The organism is Roseibium sp. MMSF_3412, from assembly GCF_030733265.1.
GTDB lineage: Bacteria > Pseudomonadota > Alphaproteobacteria > Rhizobiales > Stappiaceae > Roseibium.
Genome location: NZ_JASHJI010000023.1, coordinates 11973 through 31909 on the forward strand (window position 1 = coordinate 11973; position 19937 = coordinate 31909).

General features: G+C 59.0%; 19 protein-coding genes. 10 read left to right on the forward strand and 9 right to left on the reverse strand.

The features are described 5' to 3' along the window. Positions 1–114: 114 nt before the first annotated feature. The 3 genes from RBB49_RS26405 to RBB49_RS26415 all read right to left on the reverse strand — a co-directional run bounded on the left by RBB49_RS26405 (position 115) and on the right by RBB49_RS26415 (position 3414). Positions 115–696 (reverse strand): hypothetical protein, encoded by a 582-nt coding sequence (locus tag RBB49_RS26405; protein WP_306145952.1) that lies wholly within the window; start codon positions 694–696, stop codon positions 115–117. Between the two features lie 634 nt (positions 697–1330). Continuing rightward, complete coding sequence (locus tag RBB49_RS26410) at positions 1331–1846, reverse strand: lysozyme inhibitor LprI family protein (RefSeq protein ID WP_306145953.1); 516 nt, start codon at positions 1844–1846, stop codon at positions 1331–1333. A gap of 488 nt (positions 1847–2334) precedes the next feature. Further along, complete coding sequence (locus tag RBB49_RS26415; RefSeq protein ID WP_306145954.1) at positions 2335–3414, reverse strand: L-dopachrome tautomerase-related protein; 1080 nt, start codon at positions 3412–3414, stop codon at positions 2335–2337. Between the two features lie 92 nt (positions 3415–3506). On the opposite strand from RBB49_RS26415, the gene RBB49_RS26420 reads away from it, so the two are divergent. Genes RBB49_RS26420 through murI form a run of 3 tightly spaced genes read left to right on the forward strand, consistent with a single transcriptional unit; the run spans position 3507 to position 6065 of the window. Beyond that, entirely contained in the window at positions 3507–4388 is an 882-nt protein-coding gene (locus RBB49_RS26420) for a LysR family transcriptional regulator (RefSeq protein WP_306145955.1), read from the forward strand. A gap of 53 nt (positions 4389–4441) precedes the next feature. Continuing rightward, a complete protein-coding gene (locus RBB49_RS26425) occupies positions 4442–5254 on the forward strand; it encodes an RNA methyltransferase (protein WP_306145956.1) in 813 nt (270 codons plus the stop codon). Then, positions 5244–6065 (forward strand): glutamate racemase, encoded by an 822-nt coding sequence (gene murI, locus RBB49_RS26430; RefSeq protein ID WP_306145957.1) that lies wholly within the window; start codon positions 5244–5246, stop codon positions 6063–6065. Before RBB49_RS26425 ends, murI begins: the two co-directional genes overlap by 11 nt. Before the next feature lie 12 nt (positions 6066–6077). Here murI and RBB49_RS26435 read toward each other — a convergent pair whose 3' ends face one another. Continuing rightward, positions 6078–7874, reverse strand: coding sequence for an EAL domain-containing protein (locus RBB49_RS26435; protein WP_306145958.1), 1797 nt, complete (start codon positions 7872–7874; stop codon positions 6078–6080). Positions 7875–8493: 619 nt separating this feature from the next. Between RBB49_RS26435 and rpsD the strand changes: the two genes are divergently transcribed. After that, a complete protein-coding gene (gene rpsD / locus RBB49_RS26440) occupies positions 8494–9111 on the forward strand; it encodes a 30S ribosomal protein S4 (protein WP_306145959.1) in 618 nt (205 codons plus the stop codon). Positions 9112–9193: 82 nt separating this feature from the next. Here rpsD and RBB49_RS26445 read toward each other — a convergent pair whose 3' ends face one another. Together RBB49_RS26445 and sigZ are read right to left on the reverse strand one after the other, a co-directional pair. Further along, positions 9194–9943 carry a VOC family protein gene (locus RBB49_RS26445; protein WP_306145960.1) on the reverse strand — a complete coding sequence of 250 codons (750 nt, stop codon included), beginning with the start codon at positions 9941–9943 and terminating at the stop codon, positions 9194–9196. Positions 9944–9979: 36 nt separating this feature from the next. Continuing rightward, positions 9980–10573 (reverse strand): RNA polymerase sigma factor SigZ, encoded by a 594-nt coding sequence (gene sigZ / locus RBB49_RS26450; protein ID WP_306145961.1) that lies wholly within the window; start codon positions 10571–10573, stop codon positions 9980–9982. Between the two features lie 121 nt (positions 10574–10694). On the opposite strand from sigZ, the gene RBB49_RS26455 reads away from it, so the two are divergent. After that, positions 10695–11405 (forward strand): glutathione S-transferase family protein, encoded by a 711-nt coding sequence (locus RBB49_RS26455; protein WP_306145963.1) that lies wholly within the window; start codon positions 10695–10697, stop codon positions 11403–11405. A 47-nt stretch (positions 11406–11452) separates the two neighbouring features. Here the strand turns inward: RBB49_RS26455 and RBB49_RS26460 are convergent, their stop codons facing one another. Further along, the gene (locus RBB49_RS26460) at positions 11453–11980 is read right to left on the reverse strand and encodes an aggregation factor core (RefSeq protein ID WP_306145964.1); all 528 of its coding nucleotides are present in this window, start codon (positions 11978–11980) and stop codon (positions 11453–11455) included. A gap of 268 nt (positions 11981–12248) precedes the next feature. After that, positions 12249–12737: a LysM peptidoglycan-binding domain-containing protein gene (locus tag RBB49_RS26465; RefSeq protein ID WP_306145965.1), complete on the reverse strand. Its 489-nt coding sequence runs from the start codon at positions 12735–12737 to the stop codon at positions 12249–12251. Positions 12738–13108: 371 nt separating this feature from the next. Here RBB49_RS26465 and RBB49_RS26470 point away from each other — a divergent pair, with 371 nt between their 5' ends. The 3 genes from RBB49_RS26470 to ttcA all read left to right on the forward strand — a co-directional run bounded on the left by RBB49_RS26470 (position 13109) and on the right by ttcA (position 16422). Further along, entirely contained in the window at positions 13109–13381 is a 273-nt protein-coding gene (locus tag RBB49_RS26470) for a hypothetical protein (RefSeq protein ID WP_306145966.1), read from the forward strand. A 40-nt stretch (positions 13382–13421) separates the two neighbouring features. Beyond that, on the forward strand, positions 13422–15320 hold the full coding sequence (locus RBB49_RS26475; RefSeq protein WP_306145967.1) for a S8 family peptidase: 1899 nt from the start codon (positions 13422–13424) through the stop codon (positions 15318–15320). Positions 15321–15480: 160 nt separating this feature from the next. After that, positions 15481–16422, forward strand: a complete 942-nt coding sequence (gene ttcA, locus RBB49_RS26480) for a tRNA 2-thiocytidine(32) synthetase TtcA (protein ID WP_306145968.1) — start codon at positions 15481–15483, stop codon at positions 16420–16422. Between the two features lie 25 nt (positions 16423–16447). On the opposite strand, the gene RBB49_RS26485 is transcribed toward ttcA, so the two are convergent. Next, complete coding sequence (locus tag RBB49_RS26485) at positions 16448–17338, reverse strand: LysR substrate-binding domain-containing protein (protein ID WP_306145969.1); 891 nt, start codon at positions 17336–17338, stop codon at positions 16448–16450. A gap of 115 nt (positions 17339–17453) precedes the next feature. Here RBB49_RS26485 and RBB49_RS26490 point away from each other — a divergent pair, with 115 nt between their 5' ends. Both RBB49_RS26490 and RBB49_RS26495 read left to right on the forward strand, forming a co-directional pair. Next, positions 17454–18446 (forward strand): NAD(P)-dependent oxidoreductase, encoded by a 993-nt coding sequence (locus RBB49_RS26490; protein ID WP_306145970.1) that lies wholly within the window; start codon positions 17454–17456, stop codon positions 18444–18446. Beyond that, on the forward strand, positions 18446–19870 hold the full coding sequence (locus RBB49_RS26495; RefSeq protein WP_306145971.1) for an aldehyde dehydrogenase family protein: 1425 nt from the start codon (positions 18446–18448) through the stop codon (positions 19868–19870). The genes RBB49_RS26490 and RBB49_RS26495 overlap by 1 nt, the downstream gene beginning before the upstream one ends. The last annotated feature ends 67 nt before the right edge of the window (positions 19871–19937 follow it).

Sequence of the window (19937 nt, forward strand, 5' to 3'; positions counted from 1 at the left end):
TGCTCACCAGGGGCGGGATCTGGCCCCCGGGATCGGAATTTCGCCTAGCGTATACAATTGTACGCAATCAAAAGCCAGCCCTTCGAAAGACAAAGACTGTTGATCGGCCACGTTCTAGCAAACAGGGGGGAAATGTCTATCGACAAGCGTCAGTGCGGATGGCTGCTTCTTGTCGCTTCGACTATTCCATGTGATGGCATATGCCCTCAGAAGCGGTGCGAGAAAACGCGTTTCGAACGCAAGGCCAGTGATGGGGTAATGGAATTCTGCCTCCTCCTCAAGCTTTCGCCAGCGTTTCATCCAGTTCAGATATTTGGGTATGACATACTTGAATTCGGTGACTTCAATGAACAGGACGTTCTGCAAATCGATCTTCCTGACATAGATGTTCTGAACGACGTTCCACGGGATCGGCTCGCTGAAAAAACGCGTGTCATGAAACCCGTCGGGCCCAATCAGGACAACGGGGTCCACCGCATTCCAAATTCTCTTCAGGTTCAAAAACGCGACCGCGCCACCACCAAACAAAGCAGCAAAACCGGTTAGGGCGATTTCAACGGCAATGCCGCCAGACGCGATCACTTTCAACGTAGTGAAACCGCCAAAAACCGCCAGGAGTGAGGAAACAATGAACCACAGAACCAGCGGTGGTACTGAACGTCTGATCTTGATCGTCTTGTCCGGATCGAATTCCATCGTTTTTAGGAGAAACCGGTTGATGGAGATTTCGCCTTCTTAAACCTCAGGTTTTAAGAAGGCGTTATGACATCGGATCGGTGTTCGGCTCTGCCTCACTGGTCCGGAATGACGGGATTTCGCCTTCGCCGCAGACAGGGCAACTGGTCTGTTCATGACTCGGTACGCCGCAGTCCACAGGCGTTGGCTATGCAATGCGTGAAGAACGGGTGGCCATCCTTCGAGACGGACCTTCCGGTCCTCCTCAGGATGAGGTTGCCTGAAATACACGCCATCCGGGCGCCGCAAAATTCAGCGACCTCATCCTGAGGAAGGCCGCAGGCCTGTCTCGAAGGATCGGCCGCAAAAACAAGACGCTGCTCTGTCGCCAGGGCGCGTCACGAACATGTTCATTTCATGAAAGAGTTCGAGTTCGCTCCGCTCACGCTGATGCCTGGTTTCCGGATCGGCGTTCGGCTGCGCCTCACTTGTCCGGAATGACGGCCACTCCTTTTGTCCTCCCGGACGGAGCGCAGCGAAGATCCGCGACCCTGTAAACTGCAGCGCTTCAGCTCCTGGCAAGGATCCGCGCTTACCGGATCCCTGCCTGCGCAGGGATGACAAGGACGATACGCGGCGCGCGCGGAGCCTGACGTCAGTTGTCGAAAGGCCAGGAGTGTTTCAGATAGATATATTGAAGTGCCGTCATTCTGGACTGGCAGGCAACGATCGCCGGACCGCCTCCTGTGCCGCCGCCCCATTGTGAGTACTCGTAGTCGCAGGTCCTGTCGCGATAGGTGATCCATGCCCTTTGCATGTCGCGCAGGGCCGGGAGGATCTGGGGGACGGTCGCACCGATTTCCTGCATTTCCCTGTCACTGGCCTCGGCTTTCTTGACCAGTGATCCGTAGATTTCGTTGAGCTTTTTGTCCCAGAACTCGGCCTCCTTGCTCCCGCAGGCAACCATGCCGACCGTCGTGCCGCCAAGGTCATTGGCGTTCTGGCAGACTTGCGAGGCGAGGCCGATACAGCCCTGTTCTTCAAGTGCCGTTTTTGCCGTTTGAAGACAGGCATCAAGCGGTTGGCTCGAGTAGTTGACCTCCTGCGCGTTAGCGGACAAAGCCCACGACGTGCTCAGCAATAGAAGAGCCATAATCTGCGGTCTGAACATGCTAGGCCTCCGGAACGGTTCTGCCAGGGATCTGTCTAGCGCTTCGCCCGACAGATACAGGGGACTTCAGTCTAAGGAGCATAGCACCGAGTTGGGAAGTCCCGTTGTCTTCTTAGTCCCGGAGCCTCTACGTCATCCCGGGCTGAGCGCAGAGGAGATCCGGGACCCAGTATTCCGCAGCTTATCGGTTTGGGCTGCGCAAGCCGTCAGGAACGCGTGGCCATCCTTCGAGACGGACCTTCCGGTCCTCCTCAGGATGAGGGAGCCTGACACAGGTCCCGATCAAGCGCCGCAAAGTCATACGACCTCATCCTGAGGAAGGCCGCAGGCCTGTCTCGAAGGATCGGCAACAGAAATATGACTTTGTCCGGAATGACGGAGTGCCATGCTTTAGGTCCAGACGCTTCTGCCACCCCGCAAAAAAAGGAGGCCCGGCAGGACGGCTGCGTGTCCTGCCGGGCTTCAGATTGTTGTGACGGAGGGCGCTACTAGCGGCCGCTGACGGCGTCGGCGAGGGCCGGGAAACGCACGATCTTGTAGGTGCCGAGAGAGGCATCCTCACCGCCGTTCAGGACCGGCGAGCGGTGCAGTTCGTTGATGGTCGCATAGACATAACCGTCCGCACCGATCGAAAAGCCATCCGGCCACGGCAGGTCTTCATCGGACTGGAACAGAACCTCGTAGCTGCCGTCGGGCCGGGTGACACCGATCGCATTGTCCGTCATCGCGGTGATGTAGACGTTGCCGCCCGTGTCGACCGTCGAACCGTCCGAGATCGGCTTGTCGCCGTAGCGTTCCACGCGCTCGGCAAGGTCTTCATCGGTGAGGTCTTCATTCAGAAGGTCGGCGGTGCGGACCCGGTACATGGCGCTGGCCGTCATCGGGGCGAAATAGACCCAGGTGTTGGTCGGATCGACCGTGATCGGGTTCACGCCAATCTTGGCCGGATTGCCGCCGAGCAGGATCTCGCGCCCGTCGATCACCATGGGCGTGTCTTCCGGCGTGGTGAATTTCGAGCCTTCCAGGACGCGGCGCGACCGGCCTGTTTCCAGATCCACGATGATCAGTGCCGAGTTCGCACCATCTCCTGTATCGGAGATGTAGATGGCCTCGTGATCGCGGTCGACGGCGAGATCGTTCAGGAACGAGGTCGGCCGCGCGACCGGGGCGCCGATATAATGGATCGCGTGCAGCTGTTCCGTTTTCGTGTTCCAGCCGACAACGCGGCCGGTCTGGTTGTCGCCCTGACCGTCCAGCATCCACAGGATACCGTCCCGGTCGGCGCGCAATCCGAGTACCCCTTTCAGGCCATCACCGTCGTCCTGTGGCGCTCGGGCCCAGGCCTCGCTCGGATAAGGCTTCGTCGAACCGTCCTTCATCACTTCAACGACACGCAGTTCCGGACCATAAAATTCATGAACAGACATGAACATGCGGCCATCCGGCCCGATGGCCAGGTTGCCCGGGGGCATGGACTTGTCGAAGTCGAGATAGGTCTCGATGCCGTCTGCGGCGGCAGGAAGTATCAGGGCGACGCTGAGACCTGCAGCTGCCAAAAAGCGTTTCATGAGCTCCTCCATATGTTGATGGGGAGGGTTTAATTGTTCTAGATTTCGAACAGAACTCCTTGAATTTCTAAAGCAGCGTTAGAAAAAATCGAATGTATAGCATTGTGGACCTGCAAACCTTTGTCACTGTCGCCAGAAACAGCGGCATTACCTCTTCGGCCAGCCAGCTCGGGATTTCGACGGCGACCACCAGTCACAGGATCGCGAAACTGGAACAGGCGCTCGGCGTCACCCTGTTCCACCGCAACAGCCGGACCTTCCGGCTGACGGACGAGGGACAGGTCTTTCTGGAGCGCGTCGATGTCATCCTCGATGATCTGCAGCAAGCGGAAATGGAGGTCGGCAGCGGCACGGCGCGCCTGCGTGGTCATCTGCGCGTCACGATGTCTCCCTGGATCCTGTCGCGGTTCATCATGCCCGTTCTTGGCGAGTTCCGGCAGGCCAATCCCGATCTCACAATCGAATTCCTGGCTGTCGACCGCTTCGTGCCGCTGGTGGAGGAGGCGCAGGACTGTGCAATCCGGGTCGGTCAGCTTGCCGACAGCGCGCTTGTTGCGCAGAAACTGAGCGACAATGACAGGATCATCTGCGCATCGCCGTCTCTTTTGGAAAGCCACGGCGAACCGGAAACCTTGGACGACCTGAGGGACTGCCCCTGGGTTTGCCTGCCATGGCAGACCCGTTTCGACATGAATGACGCCGCGGGCCGCAAGCGTCCGTTCGCGGTCAGCAGAAGCATCGCGGTGTCAAACTCCGACATGCTGACAGCAGGGGCGGTGGAGGGGCTCGGCATTGCCGTGAAATCTCGCATGGCCGTCAAGGAAGAACTGGAGAACGGCGCGCTGGTTGAAGTCTTGCCGGGTTGCCTGCATGCGCCGGAGGCACCCGTCTGGTTCGTTTTTGCGGCCGAAAGCCGGTCCGGCCGCAAGACCAAGGCCTTTCACGAGGTGGCCAGGCGTGCGTTTCGCCGGTGATCTTTGTTGGCTTGCGCTTTTCATTTTTCAATGGAAGCGCTAAACCCCGCGTCATGAGCAAGAATGCAAAAATCAGAGACGAAGCCCGGGCCGTAACAGCCAGGCCGCCCGCCGTCATCCTGTGCGAGCCGCAGCTCGGGGAAAACATCGGCACGGCGGCGCGGGCCATGGCGAATTTCGGGTTGGTCGATTTGCGGATCGTCAACCCGCGCGACGGGTGGCCGAGTGAAAAGGCGCGGGCCGCCGCGAGCCGGGCCGACCACGTGATCGACAATGTCCAGGTCTTCGACAGTGTGGAGGCGGCCATTGCCGATCTCCAATTCGTCTATGCAACGACCGCGCGTTCGCGCGAGGTTCCCAAGCCCGTGCGCGGGCCCGGCGAGGCGGCGCTGAAGTCCGTTGAACTCGGCGAAAAGGGGCATGCGACCGGGTATCTTTTCGGCCGTGAACGCTGGGGCCTCAACAATGACGAAGTCGCACTGGCCGACGAAATCGTCACCTTGCCGGTTGACCCGGACTTTGCCTCTTTGAACATTGCCCAGGCAGTGCTTGTCTGCGCCTATGAATGGCGCAAGACCGCAACATCCGGCGCGCTTCCCTTCATCCTCTCGGAAGAAGAGCATCCCCCGGCGAAGAAGGAAGATGTCCTGCGCTTTTTCGAACATCTGGAAGGCGCGCTTGATGAGGTGACGTTCTTCCGTCCACCGGAGCGCCGGCCACACATGGTGCGCACGCTTCGCAACATTTTCCAGAAGGCAGAACTGACCGAGCAGGAGGTGCGTGCGCTGCGCGGCATCGTCGCCTCGCTGGAAAAGCGCGAGCCTCGGCCGCGCAAGGATCGTGGCGGTGAGGGACGTGGGGACTGAGAGCGACAAGACACTCGGCGACGGGCCGGTGTTGATCTTCGATTCCGGTCTTGGCGGCCTTACAGTCCTGCGCGAGGCGCGCTATCTGCTGCCCTACGAAACCCTGCTTTACGTGGCAGACGACGCCGCTTTTCCAATCGGCCGCTGGGCCGAGGAAGATCTCAAGGCCCACCTGCTGTCGCTGTTTGCGAACCTGATCGCAAAACACCGCCCGAAGGCGGTGGTGATTGCCTGCAACACGGCGTTTACGCTGGCCGGCGAGGCGCTGCGCAAGGCCCATCAAAAAACGCCCTTCGTCGGAACGGTTCCGGCAATCAAGCCGGCGGCGGAACAGACATCCTCGGGACTGATTTCGGTCCTGGCAACGCCCGGGACTGTGCGCAGAACCTATACGCGCAGCCTGATCGACAGCTTTGCCAGCCAGTGCCATGTGCGCCTGGTCGGGTCCGACATGCTGGCAGAACTCTCCGAACAGCACCTGCGCGGTGAGGATGTCACTGACGAAGCGCTGCTCGCCGAGATCACCGACTGTTTCCTGGAGCAGGACGACAGGCGCACCGATATCGTGGTGCTTGCGTGCACGCACTACCCGTTCCTGGCAAACCGTTTCCGGAAAATCGCACCTTGGCCGGTCGACTGGCTGGACCCGGCCGAAGCGATCGCGCGCCAGCTGGTCCGTGTTTTGGAAGGCAACGCGGCGCGCGCGCCGTCTGGTGAAGCGGACCGTGCCCTGTTCACGTCCGATCCGCAGGATCCAGGATTGTCGCGGCTTCTGGTGGGCTTCGGGCTGACGCTTGTTCGCACCGGTTGACCGGAAAGCGTTCTATGCGGCGAGGCTTCTGACGACTATGCCGTCGTCGGAGCGTTTGGCCGCGAGCTTGAGACTGCTGATCTCGTCGTTGAGCGCATCCGGGCGCAGTGTCAGTCCCCTGGACAGGCTGAGGATTGAAATGGAACACTGCAGCAGCGGAAACTGGCGGGTCGTGCCGAAGCGGTCCTGAGCTTCCATGTAGCCCTGTTCGCGGTGGACCGGTTCGTAAAAGCTCTCCACGTCGTCGCGGAAGGCGCGCTTTAGTGCAAGCATGCGGGCGGCGACGTCTGTCTGGTCCATTTGCTGAAATCCGGCGAAAAAGTCATCCCCGCCGATGTGGCCGTGAAATGTGCCTGTTCCGGAGACATGCCGTTGCAGCAATTCGCTGAACAGAATGATGGCGCGGTCGCCCTGCTTGTAGCCGTAAGTGTCGTTGAAGGGTTTGAAATTGTCGAAGTCGAGGTAACACAGATGACGCTCATGGGAGCCCTTGCGGGCGGCTTCCGCGATGTAGCGCGTGACAGCGCTGTTGCCGGGGAGACGGGACAGGGGATTCTGGTCCTGGGCCTCCTGAAGACGCTTTTCGTGAATGATCTTCAAAAGCGAGGTTGCAGACAGAAAACCTGCGTAGTGAAAGTTCTCGGTGAGGATGATTCCGTCGGAGTTGATCGACGAGGCAAATGTCACCAGCAGCATGTCGGCATTGGAATTGATGTCGGCGATCGGGCATGCGCGCACGAACGGCCTTATCGGGGCGTCCGGATCCAGATGCGGCTTCTCATCGGTGTTTGTGCCCGAATAGAGATACTTTTTCAGATCCCGTTCATGGACAAAACCGCGCGGTTCCTGATTGTCGTCGACAACCGGGATGGCATTTCCCTCCTGGTTGTGCACGACCATGTCCAGAAGCTCTCCCATGGAGGCCTGAAGACTGATCGTCGGCAGCTGGATCAGTTCGCCGCGTATCCTGTCCTGTTCACTGCGACGGTTCAAACCGGAATCCGGCCGTCGCAAATGGTCGTAGAACAGCTTCACCGAGGCCGGTCTGGAGATCGGCGCGGCGACGAACGCACCCTGTACAAGATCGCAGCCGATATCCCTGCAGGCCTTGAATTCCCGCTCTGTTTCAGTGCCTTGCGCAATCACGCGGGCGCCGAGAACGTGGGCAAGATTTGCCACCGTCGTCACGAAAAGCTTCCGGCGCGGATCGCTGTCCACATTGGCGAGGAAGAACCGGTCTATCTTGACGTAGTCGGGCGAAAGATCGTGCAGCATTCTCAGTTCAGAGGACGCTTGCCCGAACTCCACGAGTGCGATCATGAAGCCCGCGTCGCGCAAGTCATCCACGGCAACATCAACACCGTCGGCGACGGTGTGCCTGTAGCGCTCTGAAAATGCGAAGCAGATCTGGTGGGTCTTAAGGCCGGCATCAGCGACCTTCGCCGCAAACACCGACCCCGGATGAGGCTGCTGTCCGAGGTCCCGCCCGTCCAGTTTGAAAAAGAGCTTCGTACCCTGGGCGATGCGGAGTTTCTTGAAGCTGGAGAGGACCTTCTCAAAGAGCAGGACATTCAATTCGGCCAGAAAACCCCGCTCGAAGGCGATCTCGGTCATCATTTCGAATGTGCCGGTTGTGGTTCCGTCGGCGATCTGCGGCTGGGCATCGTAACCGTAGACAACGCCGGTTCCTATGTCGGCAATCGGCTGCAGCTCGAAATCAACCTGGTTGCAACAGGCGTCGGCAGACCGCAATTCGGTCAGCGAGCTATCCGGGCCCGTATCCTGCGGAGGATTGATATTGGCGTGCATGTTGGATCCTGGAAACAAGCCAGGGGCGCAAGAGCCCGACTTACGTAATCTATGACCTCAATTGCCACTGATATTAATATCCATGGTTGCAGGGTCGATTGCATAGTGAAAAATTGCAATTAATTTTTCCTAAATGTATGCATTGTTTTTCCGTTACGGCCGTTTTCGATCACGAGACCGCTTATCAAGCATCTGATATCGATTGTCTTTCGGTCACTTATTTTTGTCTGTTGAGGCTGCTTGCAATGCATGTTTATGGAGCTCTTGCAGGCGGACTTGTGGAAAATTTGCCAGCTGGATGCTGTTTTCAGCAGCCCCAGGTGCTTCGAATGGGTGGTCGGAAAGCATTCGGCCGGCGGCCGCGCGCACACGTCAGAAGGCCTTGGTTCCCCTGCATGAGGCGCAAGTGGACAACCGGCGTTGACATTTCGGGGCGATCGCTGTATCTCCGCGCGGTCCGGCGGGCTTTTGTCTTCCGGATCTACGCACCCGTGGGTGTTCAGCCGGCGCCGCTTGTTGAACCCCTGTCGATCCGGGCTTGGAGGCAGTCGCCTTGGGAACGGATAAAGGAGGGCGCGTTTCCTTTTAGAACAACAACGCGAATTCAAAGGAAACCGCGATGTCAAAGCGCCACAGCGTTAAATACAAACTCGACCGCCGGATGGGCGAAAACATCTGGGGTCGTCCGAAGAGCCCGGCCAACAAGCGTGAATATGGCCCCGGCCAGCACGGTCAGCGCCGCAAGGGCAAACTGTCCGACTTCGGTGTTCAGCTCCGCGCAAAGCAGAAGCTGAAAGGCTACTACGGCAACATCTCCGAAAAGCAGTTCCGCAAGGTTTATGCCGAAGCGTCCCGTCTGAAGGGCGACACCTCGGAAAACCTGATCGGCCTTCTGGAGCGCCGTCTTGATGCGATCATCTACCGCGCCAAGTTCGTTCCGACCGTCTTTGCGGCCCGTCAGTTCATCAACCATGGCCACATCAAGGTCAATGGCAAGCGCGTCAACATCCCGAGCTACCAGTTGCGCCCGGGCGACGTCGTCGAAGTGCGTGAGCGTTCCAAGCAGCTCGCGCTGGTTCTGGAAGCCGTTCAGTCCGCTGAGCGCGACGTTCCGGACTATGTCGATGCCGATCATTCCAAGATGACCGCTACCTACAGCCGCGTTCCCTCGTTCGCCGACGTACCGTACCCGGTACAGATGGAACCGAACCTGGTTGTCGAGTTCTATTCGCGCTAATCAGCGCCGAATATGGTTCTGGAGAGGCCCGCCCATTGGCGGGCCTTTTCGTTTGTCTGGTCGGGTGCTTACCTGGCGAGCATCACCGCAACACGGTCCGGTGTGCGCCAGGATTTTCAATCAAAACGGCTGCAGCGCCCTTTTGCCCGCTTGAGCGGCGGGCAATTCGTCCCGCTTTCCTGTGCTGGAATTCGAGCACCGTATAGGGCCGCTGCCAGAGCCATTCGCGGTTTTCAACCGCATTGACCTCCGGAACGGGGGTGGCCTCGTCGGTAAATGCGAAGAAATACAGGCAGAAATCGAAATCGGGCACATCCTGGCGTGACAGATACCGCATGCCGAGTTCATCCCGGCAGGTTCTGAACTCTGCGTCCAGATCATCGGTGCGCAGCGTGATCAGGCCAAGACGTGCACCGCCGCCAAGAGGCTGGGCTTCGTCGCCCTTGCGGGTGAGCGGGTTGCCGCCGAACGTATGCTGGATCAGCTCAATTGTGTTGCCTTGCGGATCTGCCAGATGGCTCATATAGGCAATGTCGCGAAACTGGTTCGGAGCGGTAACCTCTATCCCTCTGGCGCGCAGTTGCCGGTGTGCGCAGTCGAGGTCGGGGAGGGTGATGGCGATTTTCCAGTAGCGGTCGTTCCTGTCTGTCCGATAGGGCGCAGAATCGGTGCTGGCCGCGAATTCAAGCCGGGCATTCTCGCCGCCATAGCCAACAGCGACAGCGGAGGTATCCTCCATGCTCCGCATGCCAAGGATGTCGCAGTAAAATGCGGCGAGGCCGTCCGGGTCTGAAACGGTCAGTGCAAGAGCGGCGATTTTCGGGAGTGGCATGGGGCGAGATTCCCGGGAAGGTTTGGCTGGTTGACGTCAGTCCGGTTTGCAGTCGTTACAGCTGGCTGCCTTGCTTTGATAAGCCATGACGTTGCCGCGGCTATCCAGGGAAAAATCGCAGCAATCCTGAAAGAGCCGCAGCAGCTTGGCGCGACTGCTCTGCACGCGCGACTTGAGCGTTGAGTAGCTGATGCCGAGTTGTTCGGCTGTTACTTTCTGGGACGCACCCTCCAGTTCGATCTTTCGCAGCAGATAAGCTGCTTCTTCCGGCAACGCGTTGATAAAGGTTGCCACGCAGTCTTCAAGAATGTGTTTCCCGTATTCGTTGTCCTGCTCGTACCACAGATCAGTCTGACTTACCGGAACATCGACCTTCTTTCGGCGGTAAAAATCAATGATGGCGTTGTTGGCGATCTGAAAAAGCCATGCCCTGAGACTTTTGACGTCCTTGAGCGTGTCCAGGTTCCTGTGGGTCTTCAGGAGAATGTCCTGCAGCACTTCTTCCGCATCAGCAGGATTTGAAATCCTGGAGTTTAGAAATGCGGACAGCGCGGCGCGATATTCGGTCCAAACGGTTGCAAGGTCCCGATGCGGGGTCGTGTGCTTGTCGTTCGAGGTTGGTGTCACCATAATTTTCGCCTGAAAAAATCGTACATTTTCAATGATTTGCGAAATTTTCGTCGGATTGGTTCGTCTTTTTCGCGCGGCCAACGTCTAACAGGTCGAACATCAATAGAAAAGGATCGACACCATGATCAAGATTGTCAGTTTTAAGATCTGTCCGTTTGTGCAACGCGTCACCGCCATGCTCGAAGCAAAGAATATGGCGTATGAGATTGAATACATAGACCTGAAAAACAAGCCCGACTGGTTCCTGGAAGTTTCCCCCGTCGGACAGGTTCCGGTTCTTATTGCAGCAGATGGAACCGCTCTTTTTGAATCGGATGCGATCGTTGAATACATAGATGAAATCGCACCGCCCTTGCTGGAAGATCTTTCAGCGGAAGAGCGTGCGGTCAATCGTGCCTGGAGTTATCTAGCCTCGAAACACTACCTGGTTCAGTGCAGCACTATGCAAGCACCGGACAAAAACGTTTTGGATGAACGCGTCGCAAAGCTCGGCAAGTCATTTGCACGTGCCGAAAACCGGCTGGGTCATGGCCCGTATTTCGCCGGAGACAGGCTCGGCAATGTCGATATGGCGTGGTTGCCTCTTCTGCACCGCGCTTCGATCGTTGAACAGGTGAGCGGCTACGATATGTTGAGTGCGTTTCCAAAGGTCAAAGCCTGGCAACGTGTTCTCATGAATACCGGAATCCCGGAAAAGTCCGTTCCGGGAGATTTCGTCCGGAAGTTCTCGGATTTTTATCTTTCAGATCGGACCTGGCTGGGGAGGGGGGCGAACGAGAACGAGCGGCCGCCGGAAGCTCCAAGCGGTAACGCCGGCGGTGGCTGCGGCTGATGCCGAGCCGGCTACACCCGGCCGATATGTATCGGCCGGGTCAGCTGTCAGCAAGCGCCCGTCTTCACCAGTGCGGTCGCGCCGGAAGAAAGAGCCGCGGTCACCGACTTCCCGTTGTTGCTGAATGTAACCGACGCCCCCTCGATCTCCGATCCGGAAACGGTGATTTCGCGTCCGCCAGCGGTGTCGTCGACATCGATCGTGAACGCGATTTTTGCGCCCGGCTGCAGCTCGGCTATGGAAAGCGTGACCGCGTTGTCGCCGTCCCTGACCTTCGTGATGGCGGCAAGCGACTGGGCACCGCTGACAATCTCAAGAGGCTGGAAAACCTCGACACCGGCACCGGCGCCGGTCGTGTCGAAAATCAGGCCCGCCTTTGAGCCGGAAATGTCGAGGACAAGCTCCGATGCGCCGATCGGGCAACTGCCGACATTCTCGAAGGTGAATCTGTCCTTCGGTGCGCCTTCGTCAAAGCGCACGGATATGTCCGCATTTGCGGATGTTGCCAAGATCGCCATGAACATGAATGCGGCGGCGCAGCCTGCGGCCCGGTCGATCGTCACTCTGGGTGCCATGTTATCCCTTCTCCTTCGATTTGCTCTGTGCGATTGAAACTCCCTCCTGTTACGCAACTGAGCCGCCGATGGTTCGAGAATTCGTGAAAACCGAAAGGTCTGGATGAAAAATCAAAGAAGTCAGCATCTTAGGGCGTTACAAAACTCGTGCATCGTGAATGCCGCGCCGGTCTGCACGAAAAACGGCGGGCGCGCTGCCCGCCACGCGCTGTTGCAAAGATGCCAACGGCAACTGGACAGGCAATCCGGAACCGGTTGCCGCGTGCCCTCAGATGTCGTTGCGCGGTATTCGCAAGAGCTGGCCGGGAAAGATCACGTTCGGGTCGCTTAAGATGTGCCGGTTCGCTTCGAAGATCGGCTGGAAATTCGAGTTCCCGTATTGCTGCTGCGCAATCTGGGAGAGCGTGTCGCCCGGCTGGACCGTATAGGGCTGCCAGCCGCCGTAGCCGGGCAGGATCTTCGGTCCGAAAAGGACCGGGATGACGACGGAGGGACCGTTTTCATTCCCGGTGTCGTCCGCCAGCGTCAGGAAGAGCCTGTTGAGCTGGAACGTGTTTGTGTCCGGGATGTCGATCGACGCCTGAAACTGCCGCAGGCCGAGCGAGCCGACATTGGTGAAGGACGAATATTCATCATGCCCTTCCGACACACGGATCGTCAGTGTGCCTTCGAAAGCGGCGGCGTTGCCGGCTATCATGATCGTCGAACCAACCAGATCGAACGGCTGTGGCTGCTGAATGTCGAGTGTGACCGTCATTTCGAAACCCTCCCATGCCGCGCTGCCCGAACCAGGATTTTGTCTTCATGGGCAGGCTTGGAAAAGCGTACACCGGCATTGCGTGACCTGAACAGGTGCAACTCAATTTGCTACTTAGAATAGAAATCAGACAGGAAAAATCAAATTTACCAAATTCCTTAGAAGCTTGGATGCCGAAATTTATAGATCACTTGATGAATTGCAAAATTATCTTAATTATTTTGTTTATTTAAATAAATAACCTTAGGTCATCTTCTGGTTGTTGAGGGGGTTGAATTTGTCTTTGTTGTGTTTGGCCGTTGTTTTCGTCAAGTTTTAGCCATAGCCTGATATCGTTTATTTGTCACTTGTTGATGTTGCGGGTTGCTTCCTTGGCTGAAGTCGTTGTGCTGATGTCTGACTTGCTTCTCTCGGATTTGCGGAGAGGGAAGCCGACCGGAGCTGACGCGATTGAAATCGCGTCAGAGAGCAAACAACGCAACGCGCGTTCCAATTTTGATCTGGCAACGCCCAATCCGGAGGCGGGTGACAGCTATTTCGTCACATTTTTTCTGGACGAACAGGCCGGTGATTTTGCTGAAAGCATCAAGAAATTCGACGGAGTTTTATCCGTCTATGTGAAGCCCGATTTGGGACTTCCGTAATTCAAGCCGGCGGGTTCGTCTTCCATGCAGGAGGAAAACCATGGCCAGGAAGACACGAAAAGTATCTGCACCGCAAGGGCGTCAACCCGAGCTGATCGCGCTTGCCAAGCCTGACGTCGGGCTGCGCGTCGCGGGCGCATCGCTGCGTTCCCTCGGTGGATCAAAGACCGCGAAGGCGGAAAAGGCCTTCAAGAAACACAATTGCGTTGCAACACCGCTGTTCGGCCCCTCCGAAGAACGTGTGGACGCCGCCGTCGCAGCGCAGGCACCATCTGCGATGGCGCCGCTGGAAAGCCTCTCCGGCTTCTACAAGCTGTATGCACCGGAAGCCGATCTGGAAGACCTTCAAAAAGAGCTACTGGAAAACGACATCTTCGAAGCTGTCTATATCAAACCACCAGCCGAACTGCCGGAAGAAGCAGCTGATGTCTCCGGTGCCATGAATGCGATGGTTGCAATGCCTGATGTGCCGCCGCCGGCGACACCCGATTTCATCGCCCGCCAGATTTATCTGGATCCGGCCCCGGCCGGTGTCGATGCGCGCTGGGCGTGGAGCCAGGCCGGTGGACGCGGTACCGGCATCCATATCACTGATATTGAAGGTGCCTGGCGCTTCAGCCACGAAGACCTGATCGAGCGTCAGGGCGGTGTTGTCGGCGGCGTTGAGTTCAACGATGTGGGCTGGCGCAATCACGGCACGGCCGTGCTGGGCGAGTATGGCGGCGACGAGAACCCGTTCGGCGTCACCGGGATTTCTCCCGAGGCGATCTGTACGGCAGTCTCGCACCGGACGCTCGGGTCGGCCGGGGCGATCAATCATGCGGCCGCAAGGCTCGGCGCGGGCGATATCCTGCTCCTTGAGATGCACCGGCCCGGACCACGGCACAACTTTCAGCTCAGACCGGACCAGCGCGGCTACATCGCCGTTGAATGGTGGCCGGATGATTTTGCCGCCATCCTCAACGCCGCGCGCCGGGGGATCATTGTCGTGGAAGCTGCCGGCAACGGCGCGGAAGATCTCGATGATGCCCTCTACGAAACACCGGGTTTCGGTTTCCCCGCCGGATGGACCAACCCGTTCCGCAGGACCAACCGCGATTCGGGAGCAATTGTCGTGGGCGCGGGCGCACCGCCTCCCGGCACCCATGGCCGCAATCACGGGCCTGACAGGTCGCGGCTCGGGTTTTCCAACTATGGTGCTCTGGTGGACGCCCAGGGCTGGGGCCGGGAAGTCACGACCTGCGGCTACGGTGATCTGCAAGGCGGCGCCGACGAAGACCTCTGGTACACCGACACGTTCTCAGGAACGTCCAGCGCATCGCCGATCGTCACGGGGGCGCTTGCCTGTGTCCAGGGCATGGCACGTGCGCGCAACCGACCGGTGTTTACGCCGGACGAGCTGAGAAATGCGCTTCGCACGACCGGCAGTCCGCAGCAGGATGCGCCCGGCCGTCCGGCGACGCAGCGTATCGGGAACCGGCCCGATATTCCGGCGCTCGCAGGCGCGCTCTTCGGCGTCGGCGGCAACCGCCGCTCCGTCGCCTTCCGCCGCGAGGTGGAGCGCTGGCGGCCTCTGGAAGTCCGGGCGATGATCGATATCAGCCCGCAACTGGTGGCGGCGCACTCGACCTTCGTCCTGCAGCAGGCGCTTGTTTCGGCACAGCCGCTGCGCGCGGATGCAGACGGCATCCTGTCGAAGATGGCGATCCTGTTCCGCATCTCGTCTCTTGCCGGGCAGGCGGTCGAGATCGCGGGTCCCGTTGGCGGGTCCCGGTATCGCTGGTGGGGCAGCATTGCTTCGGACGGTCTCGGCCGTGTCTTCGTCGATGAAGGCTATTCATCGACTGGCAGCGACAATTTTGACCTGATCGCCGAGATAAGGGGTGTCGATACACGCTTTGCCTTCGACACCGTGGCACAGCGTTACCGCGCGGTCTGACACGACGGGCGGCGCTGGCTGAGATCATCAATCAGGTCAGCGCCGCCCGGACTTGAGGCGCAACAGCAAGGACCTGTCTTCGGGCAGGTCTTTTCAATTCCGGCCTGTTCGGCTACATCAGCGCGACACCCGAGACGTCATGCAGCCTGGGCAATCGAAGATGAATGACATAACCGAGACCAACACTACGGATGTCCCGGCACTGCTGCGGAACACGCCATCCAGCGTGGAGTTCAAGAAATTGCGCAAACGCCTGTTGCGTCAGGCGCGCGAGGCAATGGACGACTTCGGCATGCTGCCGAGGGAAGCCTCTCAGCAGAAAAGGCCGAAATGGCTGGTCTGCCTGTCCGGAGGCAAGGACAGCTATACGCTGCTGGCGGTCCTGATCGAGCTCAACTGGCGTGGTTTGCTGCCGGTGGACCTGGTTGCCTGCAATCTGGATCAGGCACAGCCGGGGTTCCCGACCGATATTCTGCCGAAGTTCTTCGAGGACAACGGGATCAGGAACATCATCGTGCGCGAGGACACCTATTCCATCGTGACCGACAAGATCCCCGAGCACCGGACCTATTGTTCGCTGTGCTCGCGTCTGCGCCGGGGAATTCTCTACCGGATCGCGCGGGAACAGGGCTGCGAGGCGATTGTTCTGGGGCACCACCGGGAAGACATTCTGGAAACCTTCTTCATGAACCTCTTCCATGGAGGGCGGCTGGCATCAATGCCGCCGAAGCTCGTCAACGATGAGGGCGATCTGCTGGTTCTGCGCCCGCTCGCCTACGCCGCGGAGCGTGACATTGCAAAATTCGCATCCGCCATGCAGTTCCCGATCATTCCGTGCAACCTGTGCGGCTCGCAGGACGGGCTGCAGCGCGAAGAGGTCAAACGCATGCTGCAGGGCTGGGAAAAGCAGTCTCCGGGCCGTCTCGGTGTCATGGCGAGGGCGCTCGGTCATACGCGCCCGTCTCACCTGCTGGATCGCGCGCTTTACGACTTTGTCAATCTGCGTCCGTCAGAAGGTTCTGCCGGCGACAACACGGGAGAGGCTGAAGAGCCCTGTGGTGCCAGCCTCGCGATGACGGCAAAGCTCTTCGCTGCCGAGTGAGCAAACATTCCCGTCGTTTTCACGGTTAGCGTTGGTCGCTGCCGGCAAAAAGCCCGCGCAGCCAGGTCTCGACAGTGCGGGCTGCCGGACTTTGGGACTGGTCCGTGTCGCGGTGCAAGAGATAGTGCGTCTGAACCGAGGGGATCTTTTCTTCGAACGGAACAGCCAGACGACCAGCAGCAACAAGGTTCATGGCGACGCGCTCCAGCAGCAGTGCAACGCCGCTCTGTGCCGCGGCCAGTTCCACTGCAGCCAGCGACGTATCGACCGTGATCTTCGATGTCTCCGGCCGGGTCTTGAGCCCGATCGCGTCGCAATAGCGTGACCAGTGATCATCAAAACCAAGCGTATGAATTCTGTCAAAATCCGATAAATCTGACGGTTTCTTCAAGCTTTTTACCAGGTTCGGGTGGCAGACGGGAACGATGAATTCCGTTCCCAGGGGCTCGGCCCGTACGCCCGGCCAGTTACCGTCGCCGAGGCGGATCTCGATATCGATGCCGGTTTCGAGCACCGTGTCCGCCCATATCGCCGAAAGCAGGCGGATCTCGATGTCGGGGTACATATCCCGAAAGGCGGGCAGCGCAGGAGCGATCAGCAGAACGCACTCGGAAATGGGTGCGCGGATCGTCACGGAACCTGCCGTCCGGTTGCCGAACAGTCCTTCGGTCGAGACGGCCAGTTCCTGAAGCGCCTTGCGGACGGCAGGCAAATAGGCCCGACCGCTGGCGGTCAACTCGATCTTGCGTGTCGTGCGCTCCAGCAACTGGTGCCCGAGCTGGGATTCGAGGGCGCTGATATGCGTGCTGATCGCAGCCTGCGTCAACCCAAGCTCGTTGCCCGCAGCGGTGAAGCTGCGCAAACGGCTGGCGGCTTCGAAACTTCTGAGCCAGAGCAGGTTCGGGAGGGCTTGCATCGGTTCATTTGATAAAAAAAATCAGGCAATGTCCAATGATTATATCGTTTCTCTTTTGGTTGGGCGCGGCGCAATCTGATCCTTGAATGCACGTCAACACGGCAAGGAGCGGAACATGCATATTGGCTTCATCGGTCTGGGAAATGTCGGCGGAAAGCTTGCGGGAAGCATCCTGCGCAACGGCCACGATCTGACGGTTCTTGATCTGAACGGTGACCTTGTGGATCGGTTCGTGGCTTCCGGCGCAACCAAGGGGGACAGCCCGAAACAGCTGGCGAAAACCTGCGATATTGTCATTACCTGCCTGCCAAGTCCGGCGGCCTGTTCTGCCGTTGTCGAGGGGCCGGACGGGATCCTTGAAGGGATCGGACCGGGCACGGTCTGGGCCGAGATGTCGACCACAGATGCCGGTGAAACCCGGCGTCTCGCCGATCTTGTGATCGCAAGGGGCGGGGAGGCGATCGAATGCCCGGTTTCGGGCGGGTGCCACCGTGCCGCGACCGGGAACATCTCCATCTTTGCCGGCTGCGCCCGCGGCACGTTTGAAAAGGTTCTTCCGCTTCTCACGGTGCTCGGACGGCGCGTTCTCCATACGGGCGACATCGGCACCGCCTCTGTCCTGAAGGTGGTGACCAACTACCTCGCCACCGCCAACCTTGTTTCGCTCGCCGAAGCGCTTGTGACATGCAAGGCGGCGGGCATGGATCTGAACACCTCCTACGAGGCGATCCGTATTTCATCCGGAAATTCCTTCGTCCACGAGACGGAAAGCCAGGTGATCCTGAACGGTTCCCGAGACATCTCCTTCACGATGGATCTGGTTGCCAAGGATATCGGCCTGTTCCAGTCGATTGCCGATGCGCACGACGTTCCGCTGGACCTGTCGCCCCTGCTCAACAGGCTCTTTGCCGATGCCATCGGGCGCTATGGGCCGAGGGAACTCTCGCCCAACATCATCCGGCGGCTTGAGGAGGCAACGGGACTGGACGTTACCGCTCCGGGTTTTCCGGCAGAAATGCTTGACGACGAGCCGGAAGAGGCCGGATATGAAGTCGTGCCGACTCGCGGCACCGAGACCGAGGCAATTTTGCGGAAAGCAGCAGGCTGATGATGGAAAAGCGGCAGTTCTTTATCGATGGTGCATGGGTCGATCCGGCAGAGGCGAGGGACCTTGAGGTGATCAATCCGGCAACGGAGAAAGCTGTTGCTGTCATCTCGCTCGGAACCGCGGCGGATGTCGACCGTGCCGTTGAGGCGGCAAAACGGGCCTTCCTGTCCTGGTCCGAAACGAGCGTCCAGGAGCGGGCAGCGTTGCTGGAACGGACTATCGAGATTTATGAGCGCCGCTCAGCTGAGATGGACGAAGCCATCCGCCTGGAGATGGGCGCCCCGGCGGATTTCACACGTGAACAGCAGACCCCGGCCGGGACGGGGCACCTTCAGGCGACACTCGAGGCTTTGAAATCACACCAGTTCGAGCGCCCGAGCCCGCGGGGTGGCAGCGTACTCAGACATGAGCCCATCGGTGTTTGCGGCCTGATCACTCCGTGGAACTGGCCGATCAACCAGATTGCCGCGAAGGTTGCCCCGGCGTTGGCGGCGGGCTGCACGATGGTCCTGAAGCCCAGCGAAATCGCACCTCTTTCCGGCTTGCTGTTTGCAGAGATCCTGGATGAAGCCGGCTGTCCGGCCGGGGTCTTCAATCTCGTCAATGGTGACGGACCCGGCGTCGGAGCGGCCATGTCCGCGCATCCCGATATCGACATGATGTCCTTTACCGGGTCGACCCGGGCCGGTGTCGCGGTGACGCAGAGCGCTGCACCCACCGTCAAACGGGTCGCGCTGGAACTCGGCGGAAAGTCGCCCAATCTCATCTTTGCCGATGCGGATCTGGAGACGGCGGTGCGTTTCTCGCTTGAAAGCTGCTTTTCCAACACCGGACAGTCCTGCGATGCCCCGACGCGGCTTCTTGTTGAAAACGGCGTCTATGAGCAGGTTGTGGCTCTTGCCGGAAACATCGCGCCGGAAACCACAGTCGGCGATCCGGCCAAGCCTGGCGGCCATATCGGGCCGGTCATCAGCGAACTTCAGTATGAGCGCATCCAGGGACATATCGAACGCGGTGTTGCAGACGGTGCGCGGCTGGTGGCCGGAGGTCCAGGCAAACCCGAAGGTTATGAGACTGGGTACTACGTCAAGCCCACGGTGTTTGCCGGCGTCACCAACCAGATGTCGATTGCCCGAAATGAGATCTTCGGACCGGTCCTGGTAATGATCCCGTTCGAAACGGAGGATGAGGCCATCCGGATGGCCAATGACACGCCCTATGGTCTTGCAGCCTATGTCCAGACCGGTGATCCCGAACGGGCAAAACGCGTTTCCCGCAAGCTCAGGGCAGGCAGCGTCTATATCAATGGGGCAAGTCCGGACTGGGATGTCCCCTTCGGCGGCTACAAGCAATCCGGCAATGGCCGCGAATACGGCGAATTCGGCCTCGAGGACTTTCTGGAGCTGAAAGCGATCACCGGCTGAACCCGCCCGGCTGCTGCGCTTGAGGCGCAGGCATTTCTGCGTCCGATTGCCGCCATCCAAAAAGGCG